The sequence below is a fragment of the Neobacillus sp. plas4 genome, from assembly GCF_057221695.1.
In genome coordinates this window covers 2,132,008-2,152,044 of sequence record NZ_CM170152.1, presented here as the reverse complement: position 1 = coordinate 2,152,044, position 20,037 = coordinate 2,132,008, and the positions used below count along the sequence as shown (strand labels likewise).

The window sequence follows — 20,037 nt, the reverse complement described above, 5'->3', positions numbered from 1 at the left end:
GAATACTAACCATTTAGGACATCCTTTATTATAAACTAGTTGCGATATGGTTGGTAATTGAAATTTTATTAGAATAGTAACAAACTAAAAACGATCCAATACGCTCCTCACAGAAGTCTGAAAATGCGCTAAAAAAATCCGCACAGTGAAAAATTCACCGTGCGGTAAGACAGTGGACAAAGAACCCTTCTCCTTGTCCAAGAACCTTTATTTACTGCTAACCTTTGCAACCCCTAAGGCAAAATGATTCCATAAAATATTTTCTACTAGTTCAACTTGCCATTCTTCACAGTCAACAATTAAGATAATTTCTGAATATTTACCTTTAAGGAGTCTTTTATTTTTTTTTATGACCTTTTCAATAATAAGTCTAATACCGACACCCACAAAAAAACCAGTTATTGCACCAATTAATCCCCAATATATTGGACCCCATGATAGTTTGAACCCGATACTCGCACCAATAACAGAGAAAGCTGTTGCAAGTGCCATCCCTATGTCAATCAATGTGGTGCCATCGGCGCGATGTAGAGTATCAAACAGCTTGAGGTCCTGTGTTCGATTATCAAGGGGAATAGCAAATATTGATTCTTTATTTATTCCTTTTTTCTCAAGTGTGACAATAGCGATTTCCAAATAATTATTACTTTCAAAGGTAGCAAACAACTGCATACATATCACTTCACTTTTCGTCCCTTTAAAATTGAAAAGCGTGGGTGTTGATAGTTTTCCATTAGAAATTTCATTTGTTCCTTCTTAAAAAGTTTATTATTTTCGACTGTATTTATATAAGAATCATATGCCGCAAATCCATAGATGGATGGTAAGAATAGCAGCCATTGAGCATTTAAAACTGAAATAGATTCTTGGATTTTCCCTAAAAACAAAAGAGAAACCGCTTCAAAAAAATGTCAAAAATAACAGAAGACTATACAACAAAATATTAGAAAAAAGGCAGTGATCGTTCTATGCAGATAGAGCTGCCCAAGACCCGGGGCAAATAGTGACCATAATATAGCTAAAAATGGTTTTCTTTTGTCTAAGTAGTTCATTCCAAATGGTCCCATACTGAATGTGTTATAACGATGACCTTCATTATCGGCTAAAATATAAATAGCATTCAAGTCAACTGTCGATCGATAACTATCCCATATTCCAAACAAATAAACTGGGATATACATTAGCAGCCATCTTGTATCTAATATATCCTTAGCTAAATGGATATTTCCCTGGAAGGAGAATACCATTGCCTGGTTAAGATGAGAATTAACATTTACAATAACTTCCCAAATAATCAATATATATCCCCTATGATATTTTGCCAAAAGCAAATGTCCCAAACCAGGAAATGCTACTGACCACCAGGCAATGATATATGGATTCCTTAAATGAATTTGGGATGTACCAAACATGCTAACATCAGCAATATAGCGTCTAGCTGTATTATCATTCGAATAATTATTCATAAATTCACCAATTAACCCCATCTCTTACTGAACTACTTTGTCGCTTTTATACGAGCCAACATAACAAGAATCTGATATTTTTACTGGAATATCCAATTTGATTTATTTTTCCCAAAAAGGAAAATATTATTAAAAAGTTCATATGAACAACAAAAAGTACACCTCAATTCAGAGATGTACTTGATTAGTCTACTTTATTTGTTTGCTGGAGCAATATTGGATTCTGGTGATGTTACTTTATCATAAAAATTGACGAATTTATCACGGTCCGCGCTATCACGGTAAGCCATGGCAACACGTGGATGTTCATTGAGTACACCGGAAATCATATAAGGAATGATATAGCCCCACTCCCACTTTTGGCGCATTTCTAACATATGCTTTTCAATCATTCCAAGGACTGGCTTAAGTTCATAGCTTGGTTTTTGTATGTAACTAACGAGAAGTTCTGTATTACAGTTACCTGCAGCACGACCCATGCCATATACAGATGAATCAAGGTAGGTAACCCCGTTTTGCATCGCGGTTAATGTATTGGCAAATGCTAACTGCATGTTGTTATGTGTATGGATCCCAAGCTGTTTGTTAGGAATCAATTCTTTAAACTTTTGAACTTGGTGCGCAATATCCGTTGGATCTAAGCTTCCGAAGGAATCGACAATATATACTACATCCACCGGACTTTCCTTCACCATTTCAAATGCTTTTGTAAGCTGTTTTTCAGGTACACTGGATAAAGCCATAATATTAAGGGAAGTTTCATAGCCCAAATCATGAAACATTTGAACAAGTTCTAACCCTTTATCTACTTCGCGGATATAACATGCCACGCGAATCATATCTAAAACACTTTGCTCTCGAGGCAGGATATCATTTGGATCTACACGTCCAATATCTACTAAAGCAGAAAACTTCGTGAATTTTTTCTCAGGGAAAATTTCTTTCAGGAAGTTATCATCTAAAAATCTCCATGGATTTGGTTCTGTGGCATTGAGTAGTTTTGGGGAGTTTTTGTATCCTATCTCCATATATTCAACACCCGCTGCGCTTAAGCTATTATATAAGTCTTGAACAAATTCGACACTGAAATCCCAATTGTTAACTAAGCCTCCGTCTCGAATGGTGCAGTCTAAAATTTTACTACTTTGTTCCATGAAAGTAATTCCTCCTGATTTTCTTATTTTAATATTATTTGTATATTATATACTTTAATGCGCTAAAATTCTTACTGTGTTTATAACACGTTTCGTTTGATGTAGTCAATCTATTTTCAAAAAATTCGTTTTTTTTACAAAATAAAAAACCATTCTCTCTTTTTTCTTGTTTTAGAGAATGGCTTTTATTAGGGTAAAACATCTTATTTCAGGTTATGAGAACGCACTCATATGGCCGGTTTCTTCAAATATTATTAAACTTTCAATCTCTTTCATTACTTGAACACTTCTTGGAAGCAGTACAAGCACTTTATTTACGACCGTAATTTCATATTCAATATCACAGATTGCTGGTACTTGCCCAATAACCTTTTGAGCTACATCAAATGGTACCTCTAGCTGAGCAATACTGTGACCGTTTGAAACACCCTTATCATTCGAAAAAGTTTGTTTCTTATTAAGAATATGTATTTCACCGACTTGAACCAAATTTCCTTCATCGTTCAATACATCATATGTTTTTGCATAAATCACAACTTCCCTGCGTTTCAAGAAAACACCCCGCCTTCATTTTTAATCAACTCATACTAATTATAAGTTCTTAATTAAGAACATTCAAGTAAAACTAAACGCACTAGTAATCAATACTGTGCGGTTTAGTTCAATAATTTATAAATTTAGCAGGTTAAGTTAAAATGAGTTTTTTTCACCCCAGCAAGTATTTGTGAACTTCCCGTGCGACTTCCCTGCCTTCGTTTATTGCCCATACGATGAGGCTTTGACCCCTTCTGGCATCACCGGCAGCAAACACTCCTTCGACATTGGTTTTGAAATCACCATATGCAGCTTTTATCTTATGATCAACAGTTTCGACACCAAATTGGGTTAACAGTGGCTGCTCTGTTCCCTCAAAGCCAATGGCAACAAACACGAACTGAGCGGACCATACTTTTTCTGTACCAGGAATTTCTTTGAAAAAATAACGCCCTGCCTCATCCTTATGCTTCTCCATTTGGATGGTGTGAAGTTCTTTCACGGTACCATTCTCATCGGCCACAATTTTCTTCGTTTGAATACAATATTGACGAGGGTCTTCCCAGAATATTGCCTCTGCTTCTCTATATGCATAATCCTTAGTAAAAACATTTGGATATGCTGGCCATAAATTATCAGAAGTACGTCCAGCAGGTAATTGTGGATGCTTCCCAAATTGAACAATACTGCGGCATTTCTGACGAAGAGCCGTTGCCACACAGTCTGCACCTGTATCGCCACCGCCAATCACAATGACATCTTTGTCTTCTACATTAATAAATTGGTCATCCTCAAAATTCGAATCCAATAGACTTTTCGTAGCTAACGTTAAATAATCCATTGCTAGGTGAATCCCTTTCGCTTCACTGCCTTCAATCCCTAAATCTCGATGCTTTTGCGCACCTGTACAAAGGATTACAGCATCGAACTGTGCTTGGAGTTCTGTAGGTGTGATATCCTTGCCAACTTCCGTATTCGTTACAAAATTAATGCCTTCCTGCTTCAACAAACGTATCCTGCGTTCAACTACTTCTTTTTCAAGCTTCATATTCGGAATTCCATACATCAGCAAACCGCCAGGACGGTCGGCACGCTCAAAAATGGTTACTGAATGTCCTGCTTGGTTCAGCTGATCAGCAGCCGATAAACCTGCAGGACCGGAACCAATAATGGCCACTTTCTTTCCAGTCACCGTGGCCGGGATCCTCGGTGTGATCCATCCATTTTCAAATCCTTTATCAATAATCGCTTGTTCGATATTTTTAATCGTTACTGCAGGATCCGAAATCGCCAACGTACATGAACCTTCACACGGTGCAGGACAAACCCTTCCTGTAAACTCAGGAAAGTTATTAGTCTTCAGCAGCCTTTCGAGTGCTTCTTTCCACCGACCTCGATAGACGAGGTCATTCCACTCTGGTATCAGATTGTGGATTGGACAGCCTGAAACGGCACCTTGAATCTCCATCCCGGTATGGCAGAAAGGGGTGGCGCAATCCATGCACCGAGCTCCCTGTATGCTTAACTTTTCAGCAGAAAAAGGAGCAGTACACTCTTTCCAATCCTTCAAGCGTGTCAGCGGGTGCCTTTCTCCCACTTTTACACGGGAGTATTCCATAAATCCGGTTGTTTTCCCCATCTTCTCTCTCCCCTCTCCTAGCGAATTCCTGGTTCCTTCTGTTTTGATAATTCTGGTTTTATGGAGGAATTTTCTAAGAAGGCACGCATAACGGCTTTTTCTTCCGGTAGACCTGCTAGCTTTTGCTCCTCAATCATAGAAATCATCCGTTTATAATCCTTCGGAATGACTTTGGCAAATTTTCTTACACATTCTTTCCAGTTTTCTAGAACACAGCTTGCCTTCACACTTTGGGTATAACGGAAATGGTTTTCAATTAACCTTTTAAGCTCTTCCTGATCAGCAACAGTTGCTACCGATTCAAATTCAATCATTTCTTGATTACATAAAGCTTTAAATGCATCCTTGTCTTCCGTTAAAACGTAGGCAATACCGCCGGACATTCCGGCTGCAAAGTTTTTGCCAACATCCCCTAATATCACCACACGGCCTCCAGTCATATACTCACAGCCATGGTCGCCAATTCCTTCAACCACCACATTTGCACCGCTGTTACGGACGGCAAAACGTTCCCCTGCACGTCCGTTAATATAAGCTTCACCGCTTGTTGCCCCGATGAAGGCGACATTTCCAGCAATCACATTTTCTCCTGAAGCAATCTTTGTGTGTTCATCTGCTTTAACGATGATTTTTCCTCCAGACAGACCTTTTCCAACATAATCGTTTGCATCCCCTGCAAGAAATAACGTCTGCCCTTTCGGTATAAAGGCACCAAAGCTTTGCCCGGCAGAACCGGTAAATCTTAGTGTAATGGTATCCTCCGGAAGACCATTTTCACCATAGCGTTTAGTTAGTTCACTGCCAACCATCGTTCCAGTCACGCGATTTACGTTCGTAATCGAGAAGCTGACATCCACGGGTACCCCCTGCTCTAAAGCGTGTTGAACAGCCGGAATGATTCTTTTTATATCAAGCGTTTCATCAATTTTATGATTTTGCGGACGTTTAAAGGTGCGCATTCCTTCAGGCTTATAAAGCAATCTAGTTAAATCCAGATGCTTAGCTTTCCAATGTGCTCTTCCCCGCTCACTTACCATTAGTACATCGGTACGACCGACCATTTCCTCCACACTTCTAAAACCTAGTTCAGCCATAAGCTCACGTACTTCCTGTGCAACAAAACGCATAAAGTTAACGATAGAATCAGCTTCTCCGGTAAACCTTTTACGCAGCTCTGGGTTTTGAGTAGCGATTCCGACAGGACATGTATCCAAATGACAAACACGCATCATCACACAACCAAGAACAACAAGAGGCGCTGTTGCAAAAGCATATTCCTCTGCCCCCAAGAGGGCTGCCATGACAACATCAAGACCTGTCATTAATTTTCCGTCTGTTTCAAGTACAACCCGGTCTCGTAAACCATTCAGCATAAGCGTTTGGTGCGCCTCTGCTAATCCAAGCTCCCATGGCAATCCAGCATGTTGAATACTCGTTTTCGGGGAGGCACCCGTTCCTCCATCGTAACCGCTGATTACAATCACATCGGCAACAGCTTTAGCCACACCAGCAGCGATGGTTCCAACGCCGCCCTTGGAAACAAGTTTTACGCTGATGCGGGCATCACGGTTTGCATTTTTCAAATCATGGATCAGCTGAGCCAAATCCTCGATGGAGTATATGTCATGGTGCGGCGGAGGAGAAATTAAGCTGACTCCTGGCGTTGCCCCTCGAACGCCGGCTATCCACGGATATACTTTCGTACCCATCAACTGGCCGCCTTCACCTGGTTTTGCTCCTTGTGCCATTTTTATTTGCAGTTCTTTGGCATGAACAAGGTAATGACTTTTTACACCAAATCGACCGGAAGCAACTTGTTTAATGGCACTTCCTCTGTTGTCGCCATTTTCATCTAAATAGGAACGGCTCGAATCTTCACCGCCTTCACCGGAGTTACTTTTTCCACCTAGACGATTCATGGCAATCGCTAATGTTTCATGAGCTTCCTTACTAATAGAGCCAAATGACATCGCACCTGTTTTAAAACGTCGGACGATTGAATCAACGGATTCTACTTCCTCGATTGGGACAGCCGCTCTCGAACCATTAAAAGCGAATAAGTTACGTAGAAAGCCAAGCCTCTCCTCATTGGCAAGTGTCGAATATTTCTTAAATAATTTATAGTCACCATTGCGGCAAGCCCATTGCAGTGTATGGATAGTTCCAGGATTAAAGGCATGGTGTTCGCCATCATGTCTCCATTGGAAATTACTTCCTGATTCTAAAGTGTTGTCGCCCAAATCAGCATAAGCTGCCACGTGGCGAAGCTTCGCCTCCTCAGCTATGACATCTAAACCAATTCCTCCAAGCTGGGAAACTGTACCAGTAAAGCAGCGATCAATCACCTCCGTGCTAATACCAACCGCTTCAAAAATTTGTGCACCGCGGTAACTTTGCATGGTAGAAATCCCCATTTTGGACATGACCTTAACAACACCTTCTGTCATGGCATTTACGTATTTTTCAACTGCTTCTTGATAGGTATACGGGAAAATGCCTTTCTGGTAAGCATCCTGATAAATCGAAAAAGGCAGGTAAGGATTAATGGCCTCTACACCATAACCGAGCAATACTGCAAAATGATGAACTTCTCTTGCCTCACCGGTTTCAACCAAAATGCTTGCCTTTGTTCTTATACCTAAGCGAATTAGGTGCTGATGAAGGCTACTCGCTGCTAGTAAGGATGGAATGGCAGCATTACTTTCATTCATATTACGATCAGAAAGGATGATTAAACTCGCCCCTTCATCAATTGCTTCTTCTGCTTGAGTACAAATTTCGTTCAATCTATTATCCGAATCTTCTGAAAACAAAATTTCGATTACTTTGCTTTTAAATCGTTCGCTTTTCTTTAATTCTTCAAGCTGGCAGTTGGTAAGAATCGGTGTTTTCAGCTGAATCCGTCGGCAATTTTCTGCAGTTGGATGAAGTAAATTCCCTTCCGCCCCTAAATAGGAAATGGTTGAAGTGACGATTGTCTCACGTATAGAATCAATTGGCGGGTTCGTTACCTGTGCAAATAATTGCTTAAAGTAGTTAAACAAAGGCTGCGGGTGGTCTGATAGTACCGCAAGAGGTATATCTATTCCCATCGCTCCAAGCGGGTCTTTCCCCTCACTCACAACTGGAAGGATATATTTTTGAATATCTTCATACGTATATCCAAAGGCTTTTTGACGGACCAATAAATCTGATGGAATCTCTCCCTCAACCTCTACATTCACTTCTAAACGGACAAGCTGTTCATTTAGCCATTGCTGATAAGGTTGTTCCTGAGCCAACTGTGATTTGATTTCATCATCGGAAATGATACGTCCTTCTTCTAAATCAAGTAACAGCATTCTTCCCGGGCTCAGCCGCTCTTTGTATAACACCTTTTCTGGCTCTACATCAATGACGCCAACCTCTGAAGAAAAAATGATATAATCATCTTCTGTAACATAATAACGCGCCGGACGAAGCCCGTTTCGATCTAAAATAGCACCTATTTGTTTGCCGTCGGTGAAAGAAATAGCAGAAGGCCCATCCCAAGGCTCCATTAATGAACTGTGATATTCATAAAAAGCTCGCTTCTCACCCGTCATATGAGGGTTTTCAGACCAGGGCTCTGGAACGAGCATCATGGCTGCATGTGCTGGTTTTCGTCCAGCAAGCACCAAAAATTCAAGGGCATTGTCCAATATAGAAGAATCACTTCCGTCCGTACCAAGGATGGGCAGGACTTTTTCCAAATCACTTCCAAACGCCTCGGAAACGAATTGCCTTTCACGCGCCTTCATCCAGTGAATATTTCCCTGAAGGGTATTGATTTCACCATTATGAATTAAGTATCGGTTAGGATGTGCTCTTTCCCAGCTCGGAAACGTGTTCGTACTGAACCGTGAGTGCACAAGAGCAAACGCAGAGATAAAATTCTCATCCTGTAAATCCAAATAGAACTGATCTACTTGTTCAGGTGTTAACAGCCCCTTGTAAACAATGGTCCTGCTAGAAAGACTAGCAAAATAAAAACGATGTTCAGACTCCTTTGCCCAATTTTCAGCTCGTTTCCGAATTACATACAATTTTCGTTCGAATGCTAATGGATCCGTACTTTTTTCGTTGTTAGCAACAAACAACTGGCGAATTACCGGACAGCTTTCCTGCGCCGCCTCCCCGATTGATTCAATATTGACTGGTACTGTTCTCCAGCCTAGTACCGTTTTTCCCTCTTGTTCAACAAAATTATTAATCTTTGATTCAATCACTTCCCGTTCGCTATCATCCTTTGAGAAAAACACCATCCCCACACCGTATTTCCCTTTTTCAGGTAAGTTTATGGATGAACATTCTTTACGGAAAAATAAATCAGGTATCTGAACCATAAGCCCCGCTCCATCTCCCGTAAGCGGGTCACTCCCCTGTCCGCCGCGGTGATCCAATTTGCAAAGCATTTTTAGCCCTTTTGCCACAATATCGTGGGTAGCATTCCCTTTTATGTGAGCATACAAGCCAATTCCACAGGCATCATGTTCAAATTCTGGACGGTAGAGACCTTGTGCTTTTGGTAGTTGATGATACGTCATAACAAATCTCTCCCTTTTGGTTATTTTTGTATAAATTTCTTATATGAATTATTTTAGGTTTTCTAATCAATACAAACAATATATAATTTATATCAAACCAATCTAATTTTTATATAAATAGGAGGTGGAATAGCATTGGAGCTTCGTCAATTACGTTATTTAATCGAAGTTGCAGAGCGGCAGCATGTTACCGAGGCAGCTGATCACCTAAACGTGGCACAATCAGCCGTCAGCTATCAAATTACTAAACTAGAAGAGGAGCTAGGTGTTAAGTTATTAGAAAGAGTCGGCAGAAATATTAAGATTACACCGATTGGGAACATTTTTTTACAATTTGCTGTAAGTGCTTTAAAAACATTAGAAGAGGGGAAAGAAAAAATAGAAGAATACCTCAACCCATTAGGAGGTACGATTAATATTGGATATCCTTCGAGTCTTTCCATCTATTGGCTTCCAACTCTTATTTCGGCTTACAAGGAAGTTGCACCCCATGTGAATTTCCATTTGCGGCATGGCTCCTATGCCTATTTAATCGAAGCGGTAAAAAACGGGGAAATCGATTTAGCCTTTCTAGGTCCTGTCCCCATGAAGGAACCTGATCTCGAGGCTAAGATTTTATTTATGGAAAGTATCGTTGCCTTGCTTCCTGAACATCACCCCTTGGCTGAAAGCAAAAGTCTGTATTTAAGTGACTTGCGGACAGATCCTTTTGTCTTATTTCCAGAAGGATATGTCCTGCGAAAAATTGCTGTAGATGCCTGTCATGAGGCTGGCTTTGAACCGAACATTGCGTCCGAAGGAGAGGATATGGATGCGTTAAAAGGACTTGTTTCTGCGGGGATCGGCGTTAGTCTTTTACCCGAGAGCACTTTTTATGATTCTGTTCCACGATTAACAGTCAAAGTACCAATTGAAACACCAAAGGCCATGCGTACAGTTGGGGTGATTACTCCGAAACACAGAGACATTGCACCTTCCGAAAAGAATTTCTATCAATTCCTTATCCAATATTTCAACAGGTTGGATCAGTTTAAATAATGAGTGTTATGAACGCAGTAATTGTAAATTACTGAAGAAGTAATTTTGCCTCAAATGAAACCAAGAAACTACTAGGTTGTTCCTTGGTTTCATCATGTATGCATAAAAACCAAAAAAAGCCACAGACATATAAATGCCCATGGCCTCTTTATCCTTCTTGCAATTCTTGGTATAGCTTTAACATTCTTTCAACCGTATGCTGCCAGGTAAAATTGTTTCTTACCCGTAAAACACTTTCTATGCCCATTTCCTGTATTTTTACCGGATTTGACAACAAGCAAAGAATGTATTTAGTTAATTCTTCACGAACATTAGAAGGGTCTATTAAAAATCCGGTTTTTCCGTGTTCAATAATTTCAGGCATACCACCGGATTTTGTAGCAATGACAGGGGTACCGGTTGACATCCCTTCTACATTTACAAGTCCAAAAGCTTCATTTTCTGCAGAAGGAACTACTAGTATATCTGATATTTGAAACAATTCATGAATCTTATCATGTGGTATAAAAGAAGTAAAAACAACGTAATCTTCTATTTCCTTCGTCTGTTTAATTAAACGGGCAGCATATTCCGTATGTTTAGAAGAAAATTCAAGTGCGCTTCCTGCAATTATTAGCCGAATAGTAGGGTCAGCTTTAATTAGCTCTGACATAGCTTCTAAAATATGGTGCACCCCTTTAATTTCAATTAATCTACCTACATATAAGAGAATTTTATAATTGGGTACACCTAGTTGTTTTTTTAAAATCTCTAATGAGGTCCTACTATCAAGCTCCCATTTTGATTTAAATTGTTCAGTGTTTACACCCAAATGATTAACAATAATTTTTTCTGAATTACAATTGGTGTGGTTTACTACATAATTTTTTAAAAAATGGCTATTAACCATAATTGCATTCGTCAGATTTAAATAACTAATTAGTTTTTGCTCGTTCATGTATGGTGGGGAGATAAATTTTACGGAATGAAGGTTAAGGATTATCTTAGCATTTGGAAATGCACGACGAATGGCTTTAACCATTCTGGGGCGATTCTCTATTTGAATAATATCGGGCAAATCCTGTTGTAGTTGATCTACTACTTGTTGAATATAAGTCTTAGTTTTAAAGGAATAACGATAAAAAGTTATGTTGCCGCTTCTTTCAATGAATAATTGGTTTTTAGTTTTCATTCCAAAAATGATTACATCTACATCTTTTTGAAAAAGATTGGATGTATGTTGGACAACCAACTCAACAGAACTTGATTTATGGCCAGGTATAGGATAAGCCCCTGGCGTAATGATAGCTACCTTAAGCCTTGTCACCTCATTTCAACTCCTTTCTGAGATGCTTTATATTATACTAGCTTACTCACTAAGGAATTGAAGGGTGTGGACAGGCTGCCAAATTTTTGAAAAACAATTATATTATTGACCCTTTTATATCTCAGATACATAAGATGGTAAAAACATATTTTTAAACAGAAGGAGCGAAGATTGATTTGAATGGAAGAATTAAAGAACGGTAGATATGTTTATTTTCCTGAGCACATAGGCGAGGGGCGAACAAGCCAGGTCTTTAAAGGATTCGATACAGCAACCAATCGGGAAATTGCGATTAAGCGCATGATGAAAAGTGAAGAGGCAAATAAAGAATCGGATATCATGAAGAGAATCCCTAAACATCCCTTTCTCTGTGAATATATAGACTTTTTTGAAGATCAGCTGCATTCCTATATTGTAATGGGATTTAAAGACGGAGAAAGACTTGGTTACTACAGATATGGTAAAATTTATCCCCCTAACAAGGCAATAGAAATAACCATGAACATACTAGAAGGGATCGAGCCTTTTCATAAAGCAGGTCTGCTGCACTGTGATCTTTCACCTCACAATATACTACTCTCTAAAGATCAAAAAACCATTCAAATTATAGATTTCGGATGTACAGTTGTGAAAGACAAGAATGGGGAATTCAATGGCATGCATATGGTGGGCACGAAAGGTTTTTACCCGCGCGAGCAAAAAATGAAGGGTCTATCGCATCTTAACGATAGTACTGATCTATATAGCATTGCTTGTATCCTTTTATATTTAATAAATGGAAAAGCCCCTTTCTTTATTGTCAAGACTTGCAATCAAATAGATGACCCCGCTCTACAAAGTGTAGTAAGAAAGGCGACAAGCTATAAAAAAAGCGATCGTTATCAATCCGCAAATGAAATGAAAATGGCTATTTCCTCTCTCAGAAAAAGCTTGTAATCATTAATAGACCCCGCTCTACAGAGTGTACCTAGAAAGGAGTAAACCATGCAAAGTAAGTCAATTGGCATCATGATCACCACCGTTAATGTGAGGAAACAAGTCTTAATTGAGAACCTAGAACGCCTAGTTACCTTTATCCCATCGCCCTTTACAATCTATATATACAATGATTCAGGGCCCAAGCTGTATGATGATATTAAGACGGTTATTCCTATAACGAAAAACAAGGAAATCACACTTCATTGCTTCAATGATCTTGGAGAAATTAATAAGGATCCGATTGGTTGTGGTGGCGGCCGTCATTTTTTATTCGAACAAATGAAAGAAAAATTTGATATTATTATTTCTCTCGATGATGATATGCTTATTAAAGAAGGCTGGTTTGATGCTATCATGAAAGGCATTGAAGACTTCCCAGAGCATTCTATCTATACGGGGGTTGTCACAGATTCATTTGGAAGAGTTCAAATTGCAGGTTCAAGGATGAAATTTACTAGGAACTCCTTGAAAAGGAGAGAAAATCGTACAGTTTCAGGACTGTATACCGTAACGGACTGGGGACCTTTAGGTTGTTTAATCCTTTGTCGCCATGCCCTAAAAAAGGAAGTAACCATCCCTAATCTATTTGTCCGAGAAGATTCAGCCTTTTTCCTTATCTGCAAGAATTTGGGCATTAATGAAACCATCGTATGCAAAAACGCAGTTGCCGTTCATAAGGCGCAAGCTGTTCCAAGCTCAAATCTTCGCCAGCCTGAGAAACTGCAGGAAGCGAAAGAATATTATAAAAAGCATTATGGACTGGATATGTGACAAATGCAAAACACCTCCATTTGATTTTGATGGAGGTGTATTTTTATATACAGTATTAGAATTAACTAACTTTCTTTTGAAAGAATAACTTTCTCAATCATACCCTTATTCTCAATAAATTGCGGTTTGTAATGTCCCCCCCATTCCTCAAGCACTTTCTCTATGATATCTTTTAATTGCTGCTGACATTCTATTTGTTTTATTAAAGTAAGGTTATTCACTAGCCGGCGCTGATTATAAAGCGTTTTGTCAATCCAATAAAACGAATAGTGCTCTGCCAGTTTTAACATAATCTCAAAATCCTCAGCTATGCTTGTTGGCCAACCCCCAATGTGATCGATTGCACTTTTTAGATATAAACGAGGACAGTGTGTTTTCAATTCTGTTAATACTTCGTATTTATTTTTATAATTCATTCCCTTGTGAACAGGACCTGGTATAGGCTTGTATCTCTTTTGAAACCATATCTTTCTATTCCCATAGCATAGACCGACATCGCCCGATTGTTGGGACATTTCACTTACCATTGTTTCAAGCGTATCATGTTCTAACCAATCATCACCATCAAGCTCCAATATATACTCACCTAACGCAAATGGTAAGCCTTGATTTAATGCACTTCCCTTTCCGCTATTTTCAATTTTAAGTGGAATGATCCTTGGATCCTTATATTGAAGAATCTCTTGCCACGGATTATCTGTAGAACCATCATCAATTAATATCAATTGAAAATCTTCAAATGTTTGATTTAATACACTTTCAATCGCTTGTCGAATATATTTTCGCTGATTATAAAAGCTAGTCATTACTGTAACTTTAGGAGTCTTTCCTTGCTTCATGTAATGATAATTACTGGCCGCTACAGTTTTTATCCTAATATCATCAGGGGGTGTGATTGTCGTATAAGCATGTTCCCCTTTTAATCTGTATTCCAACAAAAAATGAGGAATAAATTTAATTTCACCAATTCCTAGAAGTCGAATCCAAAACTCATAATCTTCAACTTTTTCAAATCTAGTATCATATCCTCCCGCTTTAACAAAAGCGGATTGTTTAAATAAAAAGGAGGCCCCGATAAAATTTTGGTGAAGAATGTCTGCTTTATTCCGAGACATAAATTTTAGCTGAGTTTCTCGATGAATCACATCATTCCTCATATTTCTTCCATTTTGATCAATAAGTTTAAAAAGGGAATACACTAAAACAGTTTCCTCAGGTGCATTAACGAATTGTTCATAAAGTGTTTGTAAAAATTTAGGATCATGTCGATTATCACTAGAAACCCATGTTAAAAATCGACAATCATTTAAGTGTGAGAATCCTTGATTTAAAGAATATGCAATACCTTTATTTTCATTTCGAAAAATAATCTCGTAAGGAATGGTTAACATTTTAGATGCTTCTTTTACAGCTTGGACGGTTTCTTGATTAGCACCATCAATGACAATTACTAATTGAAACTCACGAAATTTTTGGGATTCTAAGGATTGAATACATTCATCAATATATTGTGGTTTCTGATTGTAAACTGGAAGAACTACTCCAACCTCCATTTTCTTCCCCCCTATAAAAGATTGAGATAATTATCATGATAGTTTAATAACCTTGCTTTTAAAGTCATCTGTATATGCAATAACTTCTCCGTGTTCAATTAGTCTTTTATCACTAATTTTCCAAGTATGTTCATTTACATTTTTTCCTCTGATCGCAGCGAAATTATACCTACTAGTTGAATAGATTCTATAACCAAACTTAATACATTTTTTTTGAAATTCAGTATCCTCTCCTAAAGTGAGGTTGGGAAACTTAATTTTATTTATGATTGATCTTTCAAAAACCAGGGTTGCCCCACTAACATTCTTAACATATTTGTTATTAAGCCCTTGACCACGCAATAAGAGTGCATTCATACTTTTTAAAAAAACAAAATATTCAAGTTTACCTACGATATTAGCTTTTGTTGTTTTAAGTGCATTCATTGCCTCTGTTAAATACTCCGGACCATAATAATCGTCATCGTCAAACTTTGAGATTACATCATATTTTGCTTTTTCTATACCATAATTCAAACATTCTCCAAGGGTATAAGCCTGGGGAAGTTGATGAATTGTCACACCCTTAATACTTCCCATTTTGCCCTTAATGAGGTTTATATCCATCGCATCATTATTTAAAATAATGATAAGCTCCTTATCCTGAAATAATTGATTCGTGTAGTTATCAATGATATTACTTATTAAATGTTCCCTTACTGTACAAGTAATGATTGAAATCAAGTCTATTCACTCCCCCCATCCTTATATATTTATATGTAAGATTTTGGGGACAGGTTCTGGACAGCTAAATGGATATCGCAAATAATTCCATTCTAAGGGCTAGCACACAAACCAAAATAGTAAATTTTAATATGATAATATTGCATTCTTTTAGACTTTAAAACGAAAACGAAAAATAACAGAATGGGCAGTGAATGATTGATGAAGGTATTAATTACAGGGGGAGCAGGTTTTATTGGTCTCCATTTTGTTGAAAAATTATTAAAAGAAAAAATAGATGTAGTTATTGTAGATAATTTATCAAGCGGAATCAAAGAACGTATTCCAAAATCTGCAGCATTTTACGAGGTCGACATTGAGGATTTATCAATTGAAAACATATTTGCTAGTGAGAAGCCTGATTACGTCGTTCATCTTGCTGCACAGGTATCCGTACAAGTTTCTATGAAAAACCCGTTAGGAGATTGTCTAGCAAATATTGCTGGAACCATTAATCTCCTTCAAAATTGTGTGAAATATAATGTTAAAAAATTTATTTTTGCATCATCAGCCGCAGTATATGGTGAACCAACCTATCTCCCAATTGATGAAGATCACCCACAACACCCCATCTCATTTTATTCCCTATCAAAACAGACTTCGGAACAATATATCAGGTTATTTGCTGAACATTTTGGCTTGAATTACAGTATTTTAAGATTTGCTAATGTATATGGTCCGGGGCAAAACGCCCATGGTGAAGCAGGTGTAATTTCCATCTTCTTAAATTCTATTTTGGAACAGGCCCCTCCAATTATTTATGGTGGTGAGCAGACAAGAGATTTTATATATGTAAAGGATGTAGCAGCTGGTATCTATAGCGCCCTTCATAATGGAAGGAATCGCACATTTAATATCAGTACCAATACAGAATCAAAGATAAATGAATTACTAACTTTAATGTTGGAAAAGCTAAACACCCATTTGCCTCCAGTCATTAAACCTCATCGAGAGGGTGATATCGGACAAAGCAGGCTGGATAATACGAAAGCCTTAACGGAACTACACTGGGTCCCTAGGTATTCACTGGATAGAGGGTTACAAGAAACCATTGATATTATCAACAAGAACTCATAGAAGTAAGACCGAAAAAACAATGGAGATGGTTGAATTGATCACGAGAGAAAAGAATTTAGTCAGTATCATTATCACTAGTTTTAACAGGGAGAAATATATAAAAGAGTGTTTGGAAAGTATATTGGCACAAACTTATAGAGATATAGAGATTATTTTAGTAGATGATTGTTCCACCGATAAAACATTAGAGATTTTTTATGAGTTTCAAAGAGAAGCTGTAGAAAAAAGACCAGAAATGAAAGATCGAATCATCGCGATATCACTGCCGAGGAACGTTGGATATGCAGGTCCTTTAACTATGGGAATGTTCCTTAGTAAGGGTGAATTTATCGCCATTCAGGATTCAGATGATCTTTCACATTTAGAGAGGATTGAAAAACAGGTCAGTTATTTAAACGCTAACCCGCAATATGAGCTTGTAGGAACTTTATTTTCGTCATTCTTCGATTACAAAAATGGGAAATTTATTGGCTTACGTCGTCCTGTAAGGTGGATTAAATTCAATGAAGAAATTTATAAAGTTTATAAAAATGGAGGACATTGCATTTGCCATGGGACAACTCTTTTTCGGGGATCTGTTTTTGACCGACTTGGCGGCTTTACTAGAAGATTAGGTAAAGAAGCAGATTTTGAATTCCTTCAAAAATGTATAACAAATGGTGTGAAGGCAAACAACCTCCCAGAAGTGCTTTATTACTATAGAAGACATCCTGAACAAATGTCAAAACAAAAATGATCAATAGTATGCTAAAAGGCACCCTCCTGTCCGAAAGGTGCCTCACTTTTTTATAATTGAAAATATTATACTTCTAATCCAACCTTAAATTTTGCTTCCAATTAAACCGGATATACTGAATGCTTTCGTTCAGAGAAAATCACATATTTTGAGGAATATGCTTCGAATCTATTCACAAGCTCGTTACGTAAAGAATTTGCAGGAATAATACCGTCAATTACCATTTCAGAAGCTAATCGGTAAATATCAATATCTTCTTTATATTCATCGCGTTTTTCCTCGATAAAAGCAGAACGCTCTTCTTCCGGCAATTCGGCAATTTTCTTTGCATACACTGCATTTACTGCGGCCTCTGGGCCCATTACAGCAATTTGAGCAGAAGGCAAGGCAAGACAAGCATCCGGTTCAAATGCCGGGCCAGCCATAGCATATAACCCTGCACCATACGCCTTACGAACAATAACTGAGATTTTTGGAACAGTCGCTTCGGACATGGCGGAAATCATTTTCGCACCGTGGCGGATAATCCCTGCCCGCTCTACCTTTGTACCAATCATAAATCCTGGGACATCCACTAAGAACAAGAGCGGAATATGGAAGGCATCACAAAGATTAATAAATTTAGCTGCTTTATCTGCAGTGTCATGGAACAAGACCCCGCCTTTTACACGCGGCTGATTAGCAATGATTCCAACAGGCTTTCCGTTTAGGCGTGCAAGACCTGTGATAAGTTCAGCTGCAAATAGCTTTTTGATTTCAAAGAAAGAACCTTCATCGATAATTCCATTAATGAGATCGTGCATATTAAAAGGTGAATTTTGATTGGCTGGAATCAGTTCTTCTAACGTTTTCTTCAATTGTTTAGGAGCCACAGCCTCAAGGACAGGCGGCTTTTCAGAGAAATTAGCTGGGAAGTAAGAAAGATAATCACGAGCAGTCGCAATCGCTTCCTCCTCATTTTTCGCCAAAACGTCTCCACAACCGGATACTGAACAGTGCATCCTGGCGCCACCCATTTCTTCCAGTGTAACTTTTTCTCCGATTACCATTTCGGCCATCCGTGGTGAACCCAGATACATGGAGGCGTTTTTATCTACCATAATCACGATATCGCAAAATGCCGGGATATAAGCTCCGCCTGCAGCAGATGGACCAAACAAGATACAAATTTGTGGAATTTTCCCGGAAAGCTTCACTTGATTGTAAAAAATTCGGCCTGCTCCGCGTCTGCCTGGGAACATTTCAACCTGATCGGTAATGCGGGCACCGGCTGAATCCACAAGGTATAGCAATGGTACACGCATTTTCTCAGCTGTTTCTTGGATCCGAATGATTTTCTCAACCGTCCGTGCACCCCAGGAACCCGCTTTAATCGTGGAATCATTGGCCATTACACATACAATTTGACCATTGATTTTTCCAATTCCAGTATATACACCATCTGCTGGGAGATCCCCTGCAAGACAGTTCGCAAAAAGCGCATCCTCTAATTCAAAACCAGAATCGAATAATAGTTTTAAGCGATCCCTGACAAATAGTTTTCCTTGTTCCTGATTTTTCTCATGATATTTTGGGGGCCCGCCCTTTTTAATTTGTTCTACCCGTTCTTCAAGTGTTTGTTGAAGGTTATTTATTTCAACTGACATATGCTTTCCTCCTTCAGTTTTCTCTTATTCTCCCATATAAACCGGAGGTCTTTTTTCCTTAAAGGCCTGCAGTCCTTCTAAACGGTCCTTCGTCGGAATCGTTACTTCATAGGCATTTTGTTCGATGGCAAGACCGGTGTTAAGATCGACATCATTGCCTTTATCGATAGCAAACTTTGCTTGTGCTATAGCAATTGGACCATTTTTTACGATTTGGCTTGCTATTTCTAATGCTTTTTCAATTAATTGACCACTAGGAACCATATACTCTACTAATCCAATCTCTAAGGCCTCTCTGGCATCGATTCTTCTCGCAGTGAAAATAAGTTCTTTTGCACGTCCCTTACCTACTAATCTCGGTAAACGCTGGGTACCTCCAGCACCTGGAATAATTCCCAAAGAAGTTTCTGTAAGACCAAACTTCGCTGTTTCAGAGGCAATCCGAATATCACAAGCGAGCGCAAGTTCAGTTCCCCCGCCAAGCGCAACACCGTTCACAGCTGCGATCACTGGCTGTGGCAAAGCTTCTAACTCATTATTATTTCCACGGATCAAGGAAACCGTCTTCCGTACCTTAATAGGGTCCATTCCTGCCCGTTCTTTTAAATCTGCGCCCGCACAGAAAGCTTTCTCCCCGGCTCCAGTTATCACGATACAGCGGACTGTCCGATCAAATTTACAGGTAAGAATCGCATCCTGAAGTTCTTCTAACATTTGTACAGATAAAGCATTGGCTGCTTCTGGACGGTTTAATGTAATCAATGTAATTCCGTTTTCCAGCCGGTTCACTACTACTTTTTTATCCATTTGGT

The 20,037-nt window shown here is 38.7% G+C and carries 16 protein-coding genes; 5 read left to right on the top strand and 11 right to left on the bottom strand.

What is annotated here, in order from left to right:
- Positions 1 to 207: 207 nt before the first annotated feature.
- The 6 genes from AC2TFD_RS10720 to gltB form a co-directional block, all read right to left on the bottom strand.
- Complete coding sequence (locus AC2TFD_RS10720; RefSeq protein ID WP_484675615.1) at positions 208 to 672, bottom strand: hypothetical protein; 465 nt, start codon at positions 670 to 672, stop codon at positions 208 to 210.
- Positions 673 to 911: 239 nt separating this feature from the next.
- Positions 912 to 1,466, bottom strand: coding sequence for a hypothetical protein (locus AC2TFD_RS10715; RefSeq protein WP_484675614.1), 555 nt, complete (start codon positions 1,464 to 1,466; stop codon positions 912 to 914).
- 194 nt (positions 1,467 to 1,660) lie between these two features.
- Positions 1,661 to 2,620 carry an aldolase catalytic domain-containing protein gene (locus AC2TFD_RS10710; RefSeq protein WP_335568322.1) on the bottom strand — a complete coding sequence of 320 codons (960 nt, stop codon included), beginning with the start codon at positions 2,618 to 2,620 and terminating at the stop codon, positions 1,661 to 1,663.
- A 213-nt stretch (positions 2,621 to 2,833) separates the two neighbouring features.
- Positions 2,834 to 3,172 (bottom strand): hypothetical protein, encoded by a 339-nt coding sequence (locus tag AC2TFD_RS10705; RefSeq protein WP_335568323.1) that lies wholly within the window; start codon positions 3,170 to 3,172, stop codon positions 2,834 to 2,836.
- 154 nt (positions 3,173 to 3,326) lie between these two features.
- Positions 3,327 to 4,793, bottom strand: a complete 1,467-nt coding sequence (gltD, locus tag AC2TFD_RS10700) for a glutamate synthase small subunit (protein ID WP_484675613.1) — start codon at positions 4,791 to 4,793, stop codon at positions 3,327 to 3,329.
- A 17-nt stretch (positions 4,794 to 4,810) separates the two neighbouring features.
- Positions 4,811 to 9,358 (bottom strand): glutamate synthase large subunit, encoded by a 4,548-nt coding sequence (gene gltB, locus AC2TFD_RS10695; protein WP_484675612.1) that lies wholly within the window; start codon positions 9,356 to 9,358, stop codon positions 4,811 to 4,813.
- A gap of 135 nt (positions 9,359 to 9,493) precedes the next feature.
- On the opposite strand from gltB, the gene gltC reads away from it, so the two are divergent.
- Positions 9,494 to 10,396 (top strand): glutamate biosynthesis transcriptional regulator GltC, encoded by a 903-nt coding sequence (gene gltC, locus AC2TFD_RS10690; protein WP_335515061.1) that lies wholly within the window; start codon positions 9,494 to 9,496, stop codon positions 10,394 to 10,396.
- 148 nt (positions 10,397 to 10,544) lie between these two features.
- Here the strand turns inward: gltC and AC2TFD_RS10685 are convergent, their stop codons facing one another.
- The gene (locus AC2TFD_RS10685; protein WP_335515064.1) at positions 10,545 to 11,702 is read right to left on the bottom strand and encodes a glycosyltransferase family 4 protein; all 1,158 of its coding nucleotides are present in this window, start codon (positions 11,700 to 11,702) and stop codon (positions 10,545 to 10,547) included.
- 180 nt (positions 11,703 to 11,882) lie between these two features.
- Between AC2TFD_RS10685 and AC2TFD_RS10680 the strand changes: the two genes are divergently transcribed.
- Entirely contained in the window at positions 11,883 to 12,638 is a 756-nt protein-coding gene (locus AC2TFD_RS10680; protein WP_335515068.1) for a serine/threonine-protein kinase, read from the top strand.
- A gap of 48 nt (positions 12,639 to 12,686) precedes the next feature.
- Positions 12,687 to 13,451, top strand: coding sequence for a glycosyltransferase family 2 protein (locus AC2TFD_RS10675; protein WP_335515071.1), 765 nt, complete (start codon positions 12,687 to 12,689; stop codon positions 13,449 to 13,451).
- Positions 13,452 to 13,516: 65 nt separating this feature from the next.
- Here the strand turns inward: AC2TFD_RS10675 and AC2TFD_RS10670 are convergent, their stop codons facing one another.
- Together AC2TFD_RS10670 and AC2TFD_RS10665 are read right to left on the bottom strand one after the other, a co-directional pair.
- Complete coding sequence (locus tag AC2TFD_RS10670; RefSeq protein WP_484675611.1) at positions 13,517 to 15,004, bottom strand: glycosyltransferase family 2 protein; 1,488 nt, start codon at positions 15,002 to 15,004, stop codon at positions 13,517 to 13,519.
- Positions 15,005 to 15,037: 33 nt separating this feature from the next.
- Positions 15,038 to 15,727: a glycosyltransferase family 2 protein gene (locus tag AC2TFD_RS10665; RefSeq protein ID WP_484675610.1), complete on the bottom strand. Its 690-nt coding sequence runs from the start codon at positions 15,725 to 15,727 to the stop codon at positions 15,038 to 15,040.
- 201 nt (positions 15,728 to 15,928) lie between these two features.
- On the opposite strand from AC2TFD_RS10665, the gene AC2TFD_RS10660 reads away from it, so the two are divergent.
- Entirely contained in the window at positions 15,929 to 16,843 is a 915-nt protein-coding gene (locus tag AC2TFD_RS10660; RefSeq protein WP_335568330.1) for an NAD-dependent epimerase/dehydratase family protein, read from the top strand.
- Between the two features lie 34 nt (positions 16,844 to 16,877).
- Positions 16,878 to 17,579 (top strand): glycosyltransferase family 2 protein, encoded by a 702-nt coding sequence (locus AC2TFD_RS10655; RefSeq protein WP_484675609.1) that lies wholly within the window; start codon positions 16,878 to 16,880, stop codon positions 17,577 to 17,579.
- A gap of 101 nt (positions 17,580 to 17,680) precedes the next feature.
- On the opposite strand, the gene AC2TFD_RS10650 is transcribed toward AC2TFD_RS10655, so the two are convergent.
- Complete coding sequence (locus AC2TFD_RS10650) at positions 17,681 to 19,225, bottom strand: acyl-CoA carboxylase subunit beta (RefSeq protein ID WP_335515084.1); 1,545 nt, start codon at positions 19,223 to 19,225, stop codon at positions 17,681 to 17,683.
- Positions 19,226 to 19,249: 24 nt separating this feature from the next.
- Positions 19,250 to 20,032, bottom strand: a complete 783-nt coding sequence (locus AC2TFD_RS10645) for an enoyl-CoA hydratase (RefSeq protein WP_335515086.1) — start codon at positions 20,030 to 20,032, stop codon at positions 19,250 to 19,252.
- Positions 20,033 to 20,037 lie beyond the last annotated feature (5 nt).

Bases quoted from the DNA above. Each gene is read 5' to 3' on its own strand.
- AC2TFD_RS10650 (WP_335515084.1), bottom strand. From the start codon at position 19,225: ATGTCAGTTGAAATAAATAACCTTCAACAAACACTTGAAGAACGGGTA.
- AC2TFD_RS10670 (WP_484675611.1), bottom strand. From the start codon at position 15,004: ATGGAGGTTGGAGTAGTTCTTCCAGTTTACAATCAGAAACCACAATAT.
- AC2TFD_RS10645 (WP_335515086.1), bottom strand. From the start codon at position 20,032: ATGGATAAAAAAGTAGTAGTGAACCGGCTGGAAAACGGAATTACATTG.
- gltB (WP_484675612.1), bottom strand. From the start codon at position 9,358: ATGACGTATCATCAACTACCAAAAGCACAAGGTCTCTACCGTCCAGAA.
- AC2TFD_RS10720 (WP_484675615.1), bottom strand. From the start codon at position 672: ATGCAGTTGTTTGCTACCTTTGAAAGTAATAATTATTTGGAAATCGCT.
- AC2TFD_RS10710 (WP_335568322.1), bottom strand. From the start codon at position 2,620: ATGGAACAAAGTAGTAAAATTTTAGACTGCACCATTCGAGACGGAGGC.
- AC2TFD_RS10715 (WP_484675614.1), bottom strand. From the start codon at position 1,466: ATGAATAATTATTCGAATGATAATACAGCTAGACGCTATATTGCTGAT.
- AC2TFD_RS10680 (WP_335515068.1), top strand. From the start codon at position 11,883: ATGGAAGAATTAAAGAACGGTAGATATGTTTATTTTCCTGAGCACATA.
- gltD (WP_484675613.1), bottom strand. From the start codon at position 4,793: ATGGGGAAAACAACCGGATTTATGGAATACTCCCGTGTAAAAGTGGGA.
- AC2TFD_RS10675 (WP_335515071.1), top strand. From the start codon at position 12,687: ATGCAAAGTAAGTCAATTGGCATCATGATCACCACCGTTAATGTGAGG.
- AC2TFD_RS10660 (WP_335568330.1), top strand. From the start codon at position 15,929: ATGAAGGTATTAATTACAGGGGGAGCAGGTTTTATTGGTCTCCATTTT.